The following is a 12,492-nucleotide window of genomic DNA, read 5'->3' as shown; positions in this document are numbered from 1 at the left end:
TCATACGATGTGTTTCTACCGTGTCAATGTGGGCGCGCGCTCTGTCGTCACGGTCCAACACGGCGAGTCGGTCCCCGGCCAACTTTCCTCGCTCGACGCGGACGCCGAACTGCGGCTGGTGCCGTCGTCGCGGCTCGCCGACGCGCTGCCGGGTGCCGATGTGCTCTTCGTCTACGACTTCTCCTCGCCGGCGTTGCGGTCGGCCTGGTCGGCTGCTGATTCGCTGCGCTGGGTGCAGGTGGCGGCCGTCGGGGTGGATGCGGTGCTGTTCGACGATCTGATCGACAGCACGGTGGTGCTCACCAATTCGCGTGGCATCTTCGAACGTCCGATCGCTGAATACGTTCTGGGCCAGATCCTGGCGTTCGCCAAGGATTTTCGACGGTCCATGCGTGCGCAGGAGACTCAACAATGGTGCCACTTCGAATCGGAGCCGATTGCCGGCGCATCGGTCGTCGTCGTCGGCACCGGCCCGGTCGGCCGGGCCATCGCCCGGTTGCTGCGGGCCGTCGGCATGAGCGTGCGCGGTGTCGGACGCACACCGCGCGCCGATACAGACTTCGGTGAGATCAGCGCTGACCTGCATGCCGCGGTGGCCGACGCCGACTATGTGGTGCTCGCCGCTCCGCTGACGCCGCAGACCCGCGGAATCGTCGACGCCGAAGCGCTGGCCGCCATGTCGCCGCGGGCGCGGTTGATCAACATCGGCCGCGGTGAGTTGGTGGTCACCGACGCGCTGGTGGCGGCGCTGCAGGGCGGGCGCCTTGCCGGTGCGGCACTCGACGTCGTCGATCCAGAACCGTTGCCGCCGGGCCATCCGCTCTGGACTACGCCCAATATTGTTCTGACTCCGCACAATAGCGGCGACGTGCACGGATGGACCGTCGAACTGCAGCAGCAGTTCATCGCCAACTTCCACCGCTATCGCGCCGGCCAACCATTACACAATGTCGTCGACAAGCACCGCGGCTACGCGCCGAGCGGGGCCGGCTAAGGAGTAGCGCGCATGACACCGCCAGCGACGATGCAGAGCGAAGCGATGAAGAGGAGCGGCGCATCATGACCCAGCCCACCGACCTGACTGCGCTGCAGCTGGTCGCTGCCTACACATCTGGTGAACTCTCACCCGTCGAGGCGACCGCGGCCGCGCTCTCGGTCATCGCCGAGCGCGACAGCGAGATCAACGCCTTCTGTCTGGTCGACGAGGAGGCGGCGCTGGCGCAGGCCCGCAAGTCCGAGGCCCGTTGGCAAGGCCACTACACCAAGGGACTGCTCGACGGTGTGCCGGTCGCCATCAAGGACGTGTTCCGAACCGCCGGTTGGCCTACCCTGCGCGGCTCGCGGCTCACCGACGCCGCCGGACCCTGGCCCGATGACAGCCCGGCGGTGGGCAAGATCCGCAACGACGGCATGGTGATGCTGGGCAAGACCACCACCCCGGAGTTGGCCTGGAAAGGCGTCACTGACAGCGCGCTGCACGGTGTGACCCACAACCCGGTCGATTCCACTCGCACGGCGGGCGGTTCGTCGGGCGGCAGCGCCGCGGCGGTGGCCGCCGGCATGGCGCCATTGTCGATCGGTACCGACGGCGGCGGCAGCATCCGAATTCCGGCCAGCTTTTGCGGAGTGGTCGGCTTCAAACCCACCCATGGGCGGGTGCCGATGTACCCGATCAGCCCGTTCGGCCCACTGGCCCACGGCGGGCCGATCACCCGGACCGTCGAGGACGCCGCGATGTTGATGGACATCATCGCGTTGCCGGACCATCGTGACCCGACCTCGCTGCCGCCGACGCTGGCCACCTATCGCGGCGAACTCCACCGTGACGTCGTGGGATTGGGTGTCGCCTATTCGGCCACGCTGGGCTACGTCGAGGTCGATCCCGAGATCGGATCGGCGGTGGCGACGGCCGTGCGGGCGCTGGCCGATGCAGGGCTGAACGTCGTCGAGGCGGATCCCGGCTTCGCCGACCCGATTGACGCCTTCGAAACCGTCTGGGCCACTGGCGTTGCCGGCAGCCTGCGGGCCTACGGCGACCAGGGCCGCGACCTCGTCGACCCCGGTCTGGCGGAGATGTGGGAACAGGGGTTGACCGTATCCGGCGTCGACTATCTCGACGCGCGGCAGGTCTGTGTCGACCTGGGCTTGGCGATGGGGCAGTTCCATGAAACGCACAACCTGCTGATCACCCCGACGACGCCGATCCCGGCGTTCACTGCCGGCCATGACGTGCCGGTCGGGTCCGGGATGCGCTGGTGGGCGCAGTGGACACCATTCACCTACCCGTTCAACATGACTCAGCAGCCCGCGCTGAGTATCCCGATCGGGGTGACGCGCGACGGGCTGCCCATTGGCCTGCAGATTGTCGGTCCCCGACACAGCGACGACCTGGTACTGGCGGTGGGCCGGTTCGCCGAGCAGGTGCTGGGTTAACCGGGGTTAGCCCGTTCTGCCCCGAGCGTGCGCAAAAGCGGTGTCCCGCCCGGCGTGTCGGCCGGGGACACGCACGCTCGCGCAGAAATGCCTAGGCGCGGGCGAAGGCCAGTTGCTCGCCGATCGCGCCACCCATCCACAGGTCGGTGCAGGCCGCCGCGATGTCGTCGAGCCCCTCTTCGATCGTGGCGAAGACATTGCCGGGCACCCAGCCAATGTCCCCATTGATAAGTAAGTTGTTGCGGCCGTAGAAGATTGCCAGATCGGTGGCGCCTTGCGGGGAATGTGCCTCGGAGCCTTGGTCATAGCCGTAGGCCGGATTCCCGATCTCGGACGCCTCGAAGCCGAAGAAGCACACGTCGCCGGGAATCGGTGTCACCGTGCAGTTTTCGCGCCCCGGCACACCCAGCGGCGGTAGCAATGTGTACACCTCGTTGCGGGCGTACTTACCGTGATAGGCCTGGCCGGCCACCGGCAGCGCTTCCCAGACGGCCGCGCAGGTGCGCGGCGCGTGGTCGTCGAGCAACCGCGCCCGGCAGGACACGTTGCGCTTAGTCAGCGTGATCGAGATAAAGCGCGCCACGTCGGCCCCCTACCTTTGTCGATTGTTGACAATTCACTAGCATAGTGGCGTGCCAACGGATACCGAACGCATGGTGGTGGCCCGGGCCATGGGACAGCAACCGGCCGATGGCACCCGATTCGACGTCGTCGATCCCTCGACCGAGCAGCCGATCGCCGCGGTGCTGGACATGGGTCCCGACCCGGCCACGGCCTGCCTGGACGCCGCGGTCTCGGCGCAGCCCTGCTGGGCGGCGACCACCCCCACGCAACGAGCCGACGTCTTGACTCGCGCCTACCAGTTGATGATCGAGCGCACCGACGAGTTGGCCCTGCTGATGACGCTCGAGATGGGCAAACCCCTGCCGGAGGCGGCAGGTGAGGTGCGTTATGCGGCCGAGTTCTTCCGCTGGTTTGCCGGTGAGGCGCTGCGGATCGACGGCGGGCTGATGACCTCACCCGACGGCCGGTCCCGTCTGCTGGTCACCCACCAGCCGGTCGGGCCGTCGCTTCTCGTCACACCGTGGAACTTTCCGCTGGCGATGGGCACCCGCAAGATCGGCCCGGCACTGGCAGCGGGCTGCACCTGTGTGGTCAAGCCGGCCGAGCAGACCCCGCTGTCGATGCTTGCGCTGCTGGGCATCCTGCGCGAGGCCGGTGTTCCCGACGGCGTGGTCACCGTGGTGACGACCACCGACCCGGCAGCGGCGATGGCGCCGTTGCTGGCCGACCCGCGGGCCCGCAAGCTGTCGTTCACCGGTTCCACCGCCGTCGGTCGGGTGCTGCTGGCGCAGTGCGCCCAGACCGTCAAGCGCACTTCGATGGAACTCGGCGGCAACGCGCCCTTCATCGTGTTCGACGACGCCGACATCGACGAGGCTGTCGGCGGAGCGCTGGCCGCCAAGATGCGCAACATCGGCCAGGCCTGCACCGCCGCCAACCGCATCTACGTCCAGCGCTCCATCGCCGAGTCGTTCACCGCCGCGCTCGTCGGCCGGATGGGCGCGCTGAAAGTCGGGCGCGGCACCGAGACCGGGGTGGACCTCGGGCCGCTGATCGACGCCGACGCGGTGGCCAAGGTGTCGGCATTGGTGGCCGACGCCCGCGCCCGTGGGGCCACCTTAAGGCTCGGCGGTCAGCGCCTCGACATGCCCGGGTACTTCTATCCCCCAACGGTTCTCACCGATGTTCCGGACGATGCCGACATGGCGTGCACCGAGATCTTCGGACCGGTGGCCGCAGTCAGCGCCTTCGACACCGAGGATGAGGTCGTCGCACGGGCCAACGACACCGAATACGGCTTGGTCGCTTACCTCTACACCAACGACACCCGGCGCGGCTGGCGCGTGGCCGAGGCGCTCGACACCGGGATGGTCGGCCTGAACCAGGGTGTGGTGTCCACACCGTCCGGCCCGTTCGGCGGGGTCAAGCAGTCCGGGCTGGGACGCGAAGGCGGCTTCCTCGGCATTGCCGAATTCCTGGAAACCAAGTACATCGGCGCGGCCCGCTGAGCCCAACGGGTCTAGCGGCTTTCCTGGCGACGGCCGAGCGGCAGCAATCGGTGGTCGCGGGTGAATATCCGACGCACCAGCCCGAGCGCCACCACCACGGTGGTGACCGCGACCGATCCCAGGATCAGAAACATCACGACCGCCTGCACCAGTACCGCCTCTACCGGGGAAACCCCCGCCAGGATGAGCCCGGTCATCGCGCCCGGCAAGAAAACCAGGCCGGTGGCCTTGGTGGTTTCGATTTGCGGAGTCAGCGCCGACCGCAACGCCGTTCGCAGGTACGGGGCGGCAGCTTGCCGGTAGGGCTGAGCAAGAGCCAGTCGGGCTTCGACCTCGTCGCGTTTGTCGCGCAACTCGTCGACCAGGCGGCGGGCCACCAGCACGGTGGCCGTCATCGAGTTGCCGATCATCATGCCCGCGATCGGGACCAGGGTTCGGGGCTCCAGGGGAAACACCCGCAACCCGAATATCACGCCGAGCGTGGCGATCGCCGCGGTGGCAAAGGCGGCGATCGCCAACGGCCCCAGTCGGGGGACCTCCGGCGCGCGTTTGCGGGCGACATCGCCGGCATACGCGACCATGCCCGCGGTCCACGCCCACGACCACCACATCGACCGGCCCGGCTCGAAAAGCAAGACCAATACCCCGCCCACCAGCAGCAGCTGCACCAGCGCACGCACCGCCGACCACACCACCTGGCGTTCCAAATCCAGCCGCTGCCATAGCGAGATCGCCGCCGCGAACCCGACCAACGCCAGCGATATCGCCAGCCCTACCCATCCGACCTCGCCGTTCATCGCGTCACCTCCCCGCTGCCGGGCCGGCTGCGGTGCAGCGGCCCTGTTCGATCTGCACCACCCAATCGGCAATGCGCTCAACCTGCGCCGAGTCGTGGGTGACCCACAGCGCGGGAATTCCGTCCTCGTCGGCCAGGGCGCGCACCGCCTGTTCAATTGCGCGCGCCGCGGTGTTGTCGACGGCCGACGTCGGTTCGTCCAGCAGCAACACCTGCGGCTGCGCAATCAGCGTGCGGGCCAAGCACATCCGCTGTGCCTCGCCGCCGGACAGCGCCGTCGCGTCACGATCCAGCCATGACCCGGTCAACGCCACCCGAGCCAGCATGTCGCGCATCTGCGCATGCGATGCCTGCGGGTCGGCGGTCCGCAGGTTGTCACTGACGGTGCCGGGAAACGGTGTCGGGCGCTGAAAACACATGCCAGCCTGGCGGCGTAACCACAGCGGATCGGCGTTTTCAACATCATTGCCGTAAAACAACACTCGCCCGCTCGTCGGTACCTCCAGCCGATTACACAATCGCAGCAACGTCGACTTGCCCGATCCCGACGGGCCGAACACCACCGTTACCCCCTGCTTCGGGATCTCGGCGGTGAACCCGTCCAGCGCACGCACAGTGTCACGTTCGACCACGACGTCGGCGAAGTCGAACACCGAGTCGGTAGCGGCCACTGTGCTAGCCGACCAGCACCGCGTACCGCGGTTTGATGACGTCGTCAATGATCGCCAACCGCTCGTCGAATGGAATGAAGGCCGACTTCATCGCATTAATGGTGAACCGCTCGAGGTCAGTCCAGCCGTAGCCGAAAGCCTCTACCAGCCGCTGCATTTCGCGGCTCATGAAGGTGTCGCTCATCAGCCGGTTGTCGGTGTTGATCGTCACCCGGAATCTGGCCCGCGCCAACAGGTCAAACGGGTGGTTGGCGATGCTGTCGACCGCGCCGGTCTGCACGTTGGAGCTGGGACACATCTCGAAGGGGATCCGCTTGTCCCGCAGGATCGATGCCAGCCGACCCAACCGAACCCGGCCATCGGGCTCGACGTCGATGTCGTCGACGATCCGCACGCCGTGACCCAGCCGGTCGGCGCCGCAAAACGCGATCGCTTCGTGGATGGACGGCAAACCGAACGCCTCGCCGGCATGAATGGTGAAGCGGGCGTTGTGGTTTCGCATGTATTCGAACGCGTCGAGATGCCGGGTGGGCGGGTAGCCGGCCTCCGCGCCGGCGATGTCGAATCCGACGACACCCTTATCCCGGAATCGGATCGCCAGCTCGGCGATCTCGCGGGACAGCGCGGCGTGCCGCATGGCGGTGACCAGGCAGCGCACCGTGATAGCGCGCCCCTCGGCTGCGGCCGCTTTCTCGCCGTCGGCGAAACCTGCCAGCACGGCATCGGTGACTTCGTCGAAGGACAGCCCACGGTTGATGTGCAGCTCGGGAGCAAATCGAACTTCGGCGTACACCACCGAGTCAGCGGCCAGGTCTTCCACGCATTCGCAGGCCACCCGATGCAGCGCCTCGGGAGTTTGCATGACCGCGACAGTGTGCGAGAACGGTTCCAGGTAGCGCTCCAGCGAGCCGCTGTGCGACGCAGTGCGAAACCACGTGGCCAGCTCCTCGACATCGGTGGCCGGCAGGTCGTCGTATCTGGTCTGACCGGCGATGTCGAGCACGGTCGCCGGGCGCAGCCCGCCGTCGAGGTGATCATGCAACAACGCCTTCGGCGCCTGCCGGATCATCTCCAGGCTCAGCGGTGTGGTCATGACCCAATCCGATCGATGATCAGCGGCCGCCGGGCCGGCGGGGTGTCACCGATGCTCCACGCGGCATCCAGCTCGGCCATTGCCGCGCCGAAACGTTCGGGGGTGTCGGTGTAGAGGGTGAACAGCGGCTCACCGGCGGCCACCGGTTCACCGGGGCGGCGGTGGATTCGGATGCCGGCCCCGGGCTGCACCCGCTCGCCCGGCCGGGACCTGCCCGCACCGAGCCGCCATCCCGCCAGCCCTACTGCCATTGCCTCGATGTCGCCCATTGTGCCGCCCCGTGTTGCTGTGACGGTCTCGGAACACCTACCGATTGGCAACGGTACCGACAAGTCACCCTGCTGCGCGGCCACTAATGCCCGAAAGCGGTCCATCGCGGTGCCGTCGCGCAACGTCTGGGCCGGATCGCGACCGTCGACCCCGGCGATCTGCAGCATCTCGGCGGCCAGCCGCAGCGTCAGCTCCACCACGTCGGGCGGCCCGCCGCCGGCCAGCACCTCGAGGGCTTCGGCCACCTCCAGCGCGTTGCCTGCGGTGCGGCCGAGCGGAGCGTTCATGTCGGTGAGCATGGCGCAGGCGGGTACGCCGTGGGCGTCGCCCAGCCGCACCATCGCACGTGCCAGCTCCTCGGCCTGCGGCCGCGACGTCATGAACGCTCCCGAACCGACCTTGACGTCGAGCACCAGCGCGCCGGCTCCTTCGGCCAGCTTCTTGCTCATCACCGAGCTGGCGATCAGTGGCAGCGACTCCACCGTGCCGGTGACGTCACGCAACGCATAGAGTTTCGCGTCGGCCGGCGCCAATCGGCCAGCCGCGAAGATGGCGGCGCCGATGTCGCGGAGTTGTTGGCGGACTTGCTGTTTCGGAAGGTCCGCGGTGAAGCCGGCGATCGATTCCAGCTTATCCAGCGTCCCGCCGGTGTGGCCGAGTCCGCGCCCCGACGCCTGGGGCACCGCGGCACCGCAGGCTGCGACGACGGCGACCAACGGCAGCGTGATCTTGTCACCGACCCCACCGGTGGAGTGCTTGTCCACCGTGGGCAGCGGCGCGCCGTCGCGGCGCAGATCACCGAAGTCCATCCGCTCACCGGAGGCGATCATCGCCGCCGTCCAGCGGGCGGTTTCGTCGCCGTCCATGCCCTGCAAAAGAATCGCCATCAGCAACGCCGCCATCTGTTCCTCGGCGACACGTCCGTCGGTGTAGGCGTCGATGACCCAGTCGATCGCGGCATCCGACAACCGATTCCCATCGCGTTTGGTCTTGATGACCGTTGGCGCGTCGAAGCTCACGGGAGGTCGCCCGGACCGAAAGCCTCGGGCAACAAGTCACCCAGCCGGCGCGGGCCGTCGGGGTGATCGATCAGCAGCTGCGGTCCGCCGTGCTCCAACAGCACCTGCCGGCAGCGCCCGCATGGCATCAAGAGGGAGCCACCCGCCTCGAGGCAGGACAGCGCGAGCAGCCGGCCGCCGCCGCCAGTATGCAGGGCACACACCACAGCACACTCGGCACAGAGACCTAGGCCATATGAGACATTCTCCACATTGCAGCCGGTGATCACGCGCCGATCGTCGACCAACGCCGCTGCTCCCACCCGCAGCCCCGAATACGGTGCGTAAGCATCCTGCGCTGCCTGGATCGCCTTGTCGCGCAGCGATTCCCAGTCAACAGTGTCGGTCATCGTCGCGGCAACGAACGTGGATGCAATACACGGGGCGGGCTCCGATCACTGTTGGTCAACTCACAACGCCAGCCTAGATCCACCGCCGTCCACAGCGTCGGCGGCCGCGGAGTGGTTTATCCGGCCTATAAATGGGTTTAGAGTCCACCCGACGGCCCATCAATTCACTGGTGGCCGTCTCAAGCGCGGCGAAGCCGGGCCGCGGCGGGTCAACACGAGATTCCGGAGGCGGTGATGACGACGGCGACATCCTCGACAGTGCCAGGATCGCGGGCTCGGCCGCGGCGCCGAACTCTGTATCGCGGCGATCCGGGTATGTGGTCGTGGGTGCTGCACCGCATCACCGGCGCCACCATCTTCTTTTTCCTGTTTGTGCACGTGCTGGACACCGCGCTGGTCCGGGTCGCTCCGCAGACCTACAACGCGGTCATCGAGACCTACAAGACCCCGATCGTGGGCCTGATGGAGCTGGGGCTGGTGGCCGCCGTGCTCTACCACGCGCTCAACGGCATCCGGGTCATCCTGATCGACTTCTGGTGGCAGGGCGCCCGCTATCAGCGGCTGATGCTGTGGGCCATCGCGATCATCTGGCTGCTGGTCATGGTTCCGGCGTCGGTGGTGGTCGGTATCCACATGTGGGGGCGGTTCGGATGAGCACACCTGATCTTCAGTTAGGCCGTGGCGACCTCGCCCCGGTGCGCCAGCGCAGCCAGGACCGCCCCGCCGGCCTGGACAATCCGCGGGCGCCGCGCCGCCGGGCCGGGATGCCCAACTTCGAGAAGTACACCTGGCTGTTCATGCGGTTTTCCGGCATCGTGCTGGTCTTCCTGGCGCTCGGGCACCTGTTCGTGATGCTGATGTGGGACGACGGCGTGTATCGCATCGACTTCAACTACGTCGCACAGCGCTGGGCGTCGCCGTTCTGGCAGACCTGGGATTTGCTGTTGTTGTGGCTGGCACAGTTGCACGGCGGCAACGGTCTGCGCACGATCATCGACGACTACACCCGCAAGGATTCCACCCGGTTCTGGCTGAACACGCTGCTGGCGTTGTCGATGATCTTCACGCTGGTGCTGGGGACTTATGTGCTGTTGACCTTCGACCCGAACATCTCATGATTACGCCGCCTCCTCCTCATCGCTCCGCTCTGCATCGCCGGCGGCGGTCATGATTCAAGAACATCGATACGACGTGGTGATCGTCGGCGCCGGCGGTGCCGGTATGCGGGCGGCGGTGGAAGCGGGTCCGCGCGTTCGGACTGCCGTGTTGACCAAGCTCTATCCCACCCGCAGCCACACCGGCGCCGCCCAGGGCGGAATGTGCGCGGCGCTGGCCAACGTCGAAGACGACAACTGGGAATGGCACACCTTCGACACCGTCAAGGGCGGCGACTACCTCGCCGACCAGGACGCAGTCGAGATCATGTGCAAAGAGGCCATCGACGCGGTGCTCGACCTCGAGAAGATGGGGATGCCGTTCAACCGCACCCCTGAGGGCCGCATCGACCAACGCCGATTCGGCGGCCACACCCGCGATCACGGCAAGGCCCCGGTGCGCCGGTCCTGCTATGCCGCCGACCGCACCGGCCACATGATCTTGCAGACGCTGTACCAGAACTGCGTCAAGCACGACGTGCAGTTTTTCAACGAGTTCTACGTGCTCGACCTGGCGCTCACCCAAACCCCGAAGGGGCCGGTGACCACCGGAGTGGTCGCCTATGAGTTGGCCACCGGCGAGATTCACGTGTTCCACGCCAAGGCCGTCGTGATCGCCACCGGTGGCTCGGGGCGGATGTACAAGACCACCTCGAATGCGCACACCCTGACCGGCGACGGCATCGGCATCGTCTTCCGCAAGGGACTCCCGTTGGAGGACATGGAGTTTCACCAGTTCCACCCGACCGGCCTGGCCGGGCTGGGCATCCTGATCTCCGAGGCCGTGCGTGGTGAGGGCGGCCGGCTGCTCAACGGCGAGGGTGAGCGGTTCATGGAGCGCTACGCGCCGACGATCGTCGACCTGGCGCCGCGCGACATCGTCGCCCGCTCGATGGTGCTCGAGGTGCTGGAGGGCCGCGGCGCCGGGCCCAACAAGGACTACGTCTACATCGACGTGCGGCACCTGGGCGAGGACGTGCTGGCGGCCAAGCTGCCCGACATCACCGAATTCGCCCGCACCTATTTGGGTGTCGACCCGGTCAACGAGCTGGTCCCGGTGTATCCGACCTGTCACTACGTGATGGGCGGCATTCCGACCACGGTTACCGGGCAGGTGCTGCGGGACAACACCACCGCCGTGCCGGGGCTGTATGCGGCGGGCGAGTGCGCCTGCGTGTCGGTGCACGGCGCCAACCGGCTCGGAACCAATTCGCTGTTGGATATCAACGTCTTTGGGCGCCGGGCCGGGATTGCCGCCGCCAACTACGCTTCTGGGCACGACTTCGTCGAACTGCCGCCGGAGCCGGCGGCGATGGTCGTCAACTGGGTCGCGGATATTTTGTCCGAGCACGGCAACGAACGTGTTGCCGACATTCGCGGCGCGTTGCAGCAGACCATGGACAACAACGCCGCGGTGTTCCGCACCGAGGAAACGCTGAAGCAGGCGCTCACCGACATCCACGCGTTGAAAGAGCGGTATTCCCGAATCACGGTGCACGACAAGGGGAAACGGTTCAACAGCGATCTGCTGGAAGCCATCGAGCTGGGATTCCTACTGGAACTGGCCGAAGTCACCGTGGTGGGCGCGTTGAATCGCAAGGAATCCCGCGGCGGGCACGCCCGCGAGGACTACCCCAATCGCGACGACACCAATTACATGCGCCACACCATGGCCTACAAGCAGGGTAGCGAGCTGCTGTCCGACATCCGGCTGGATTTCAAGCCGGTGGTGCAGACCCGCTACGAGCCCAAGGAACGGAAGTACTGATGTCGTCAGACGAGGTTGTGGAGACCCCGGAAGCCGGTGACCTGCCGTTGCCGCCGGTTCCCGACGGCGCGGTGACGGTGACGCTGAAGATCGCCCGGTTCAATCCGGAAAATCCGGATGCTGCCGGATGGCAGAGCTTTCGGGTGCCGTGCCTGCCCAGTGACCGGCTGCTGAATCTGCTGATCTACGTCAAGAGTTACCTCGACGGCACGCTGACGTTCCGGCGGTCCTGCGCGCATGGGGTGTGCGGTTCCGACGCGATGCGGATCAACGGCCACAACCGGCTGGCCTGCAAGGTGCTGATGCGTGACCTGCTGCCCAAAAAGCCGAGCAAGCAATTGACCATCACCATTGAGCCGATCCGCGGACTGCCCGTGGAGAAGGACTTGGTGGTCGACATGGAGCCGTTCTTCGACGCCTATCGCGCGGTCAAGCCCTACCTGATCACCAGCGGCAATCCGCCGACCCGGGAGCGAATCCAAAGCCAGACCGACCGGGCCCGCTACGACGACACCACCAAATGCATCCTGTGCGCGGCCTGCACCACCAGTTGCCCGGTGTTCTGGCATGAGGGTTCATATTTCGGGCCGGCCGCGATCGTCAATGCGCACCGCTTCATCTTCGACAGCCGCGACGAGGCCGCCGCTGAGCGCCTCGACATCCTCAACGAGGTCGACGGGGTGTGGCGCTGCCGCACCACATTCAACTGCACCGAGGCCTGTCCGCGCGGCATCGAGGTGACCAAGGCCATTCAAGAGGTCAAGCGCGCGCTGATGTTCGCGCGCTAGGGTTTCCGCCGCGAGCGCGCGTGTCCCCGGCAATCAGCC

Annotated in this window: 13 protein-coding genes; 7 read left to right on the top strand and 6 right to left on the bottom strand. The window is 66.8% G+C overall.

The features are described from left to right. Positions 1-7: 7 nt before the first annotated feature. Together AC5Y42_RS21855 and AC5Y42_RS21850 are read left to right on the top strand one after the other, a co-directional pair. Entirely contained in the window at positions 8-994 is a 987-nt protein-coding gene (locus AC5Y42_RS21855; RefSeq protein WP_499900661.1) for a D-2-hydroxyacid dehydrogenase, read from the top strand. A gap of 65 nt (positions 995-1,059) precedes the next feature. After that, positions 1,060-2,433: an amidase gene (locus AC5Y42_RS21850; RefSeq protein WP_499900660.1), complete on the top strand. Its 1,374-nt coding sequence runs from the start codon at positions 1,060-1,062 to the stop codon at positions 2,431-2,433. A gap of 91 nt (positions 2,434-2,524) precedes the next feature. On the opposite strand, the gene AC5Y42_RS21845 is transcribed toward AC5Y42_RS21850, so the two are convergent. Beyond that, positions 2,525-3,016, bottom strand: a complete 492-nt coding sequence (locus AC5Y42_RS21845) for a DUF3830 family protein (protein ID WP_499900659.1) — start codon at positions 3,014-3,016, stop codon at positions 2,525-2,527. An 88-nt stretch (positions 3,017-3,104) separates the two neighbouring features. Between AC5Y42_RS21845 and AC5Y42_RS21840 the strand changes: the two genes are divergently transcribed. Next, positions 3,105-4,505 carry an NAD-dependent succinate-semialdehyde dehydrogenase gene (locus tag AC5Y42_RS21840; protein WP_499900700.1) on the top strand — a complete coding sequence of 467 codons (1,401 nt, stop codon included), beginning with the start codon at positions 3,105-3,107 and terminating at the stop codon, positions 4,503-4,505. 11 nt (positions 4,506-4,516) lie between these two features. Here AC5Y42_RS21840 and AC5Y42_RS21835 read toward each other — a convergent pair whose 3' ends face one another. The 5 genes from AC5Y42_RS21835 to AC5Y42_RS21815 are packed head-to-tail and all read right to left on the bottom strand — an operon-like array spanning position 4,517 to position 8,743. Beyond that, on the bottom strand, positions 4,517-5,302 hold the full coding sequence (locus AC5Y42_RS21835; protein WP_499900658.1) for an ABC transporter permease: 786 nt from the start codon (positions 5,300-5,302) through the stop codon (positions 4,517-4,519). Between the two features lie 4 nt (positions 5,303-5,306). Beyond that, complete coding sequence (locus tag AC5Y42_RS21830) at positions 5,307-5,972, bottom strand: ABC transporter ATP-binding protein (RefSeq protein ID WP_499900657.1); 666 nt, start codon at positions 5,970-5,972, stop codon at positions 5,307-5,309. Positions 5,973-5,976: 4 nt separating this feature from the next. Next, positions 5,977-7,065, bottom strand: a complete 1,089-nt coding sequence (locus AC5Y42_RS21825) for an adenosine deaminase (protein WP_499900656.1) — start codon at positions 7,063-7,065, stop codon at positions 5,977-5,979. Next, positions 7,062-8,354: a thymidine phosphorylase gene (locus AC5Y42_RS21820; RefSeq protein WP_499900655.1), complete on the bottom strand. Its 1,293-nt coding sequence runs from the start codon at positions 8,352-8,354 to the stop codon at positions 7,062-7,064. Before AC5Y42_RS21820 ends, AC5Y42_RS21825 begins: the two co-directional genes overlap by 4 nt. Continuing rightward, entirely contained in the window at positions 8,351-8,743 is a 393-nt protein-coding gene (locus tag AC5Y42_RS21815) for a cytidine deaminase (protein WP_499900654.1), read from the bottom strand. Before AC5Y42_RS21815 ends, AC5Y42_RS21820 begins: the two co-directional genes overlap by 4 nt. Before the next feature lie 315 nt (positions 8,744-9,058). On the opposite strand from AC5Y42_RS21815, the gene sdhC reads away from it, so the two are divergent. From sdhC to AC5Y42_RS21795, 4 genes are read left to right on the top strand one after another with little or no spacing between them, the layout of a single operon-like run. After that, a complete protein-coding gene (sdhC, locus tag AC5Y42_RS21810) occupies positions 9,059-9,397 on the top strand; it encodes a succinate dehydrogenase, cytochrome b556 subunit (protein ID WP_499900699.1) in 339 nt (112 codons plus the stop codon). Further along, a complete protein-coding gene (locus AC5Y42_RS21805; RefSeq protein WP_499900653.1) occupies positions 9,394-9,861 on the top strand; it encodes a succinate dehydrogenase hydrophobic membrane anchor subunit in 468 nt (155 codons plus the stop codon). Before sdhC ends, AC5Y42_RS21805 begins: the two co-directional genes overlap by 4 nt. Positions 9,862-9,910: 49 nt before the next feature. Continuing rightward, positions 9,911-11,665 carry a succinate dehydrogenase flavoprotein subunit gene (gene sdhA / locus AC5Y42_RS21800; protein WP_499900652.1) on the top strand — a complete coding sequence of 585 codons (1,755 nt, stop codon included), beginning with the start codon at positions 9,911-9,913 and terminating at the stop codon, positions 11,663-11,665. Continuing rightward, a complete protein-coding gene (locus AC5Y42_RS21795) occupies positions 11,665-12,453 on the top strand; it encodes a succinate dehydrogenase iron-sulfur subunit (protein ID WP_499900651.1) in 789 nt (262 codons plus the stop codon). The genes sdhA and AC5Y42_RS21795 overlap by 1 nt, the downstream gene beginning before the upstream one ends. The last annotated feature ends 39 nt before the right edge of the window (positions 12,454-12,492 follow it).

It is taken from the genome of Mycobacterium sp. NGS48, from assembly GCF_059812585.1.
The sequence above is the reverse complement of the archived record's forward strand: the minus strand, read 5'-3'. Positions and strand labels throughout refer to the sequence as shown.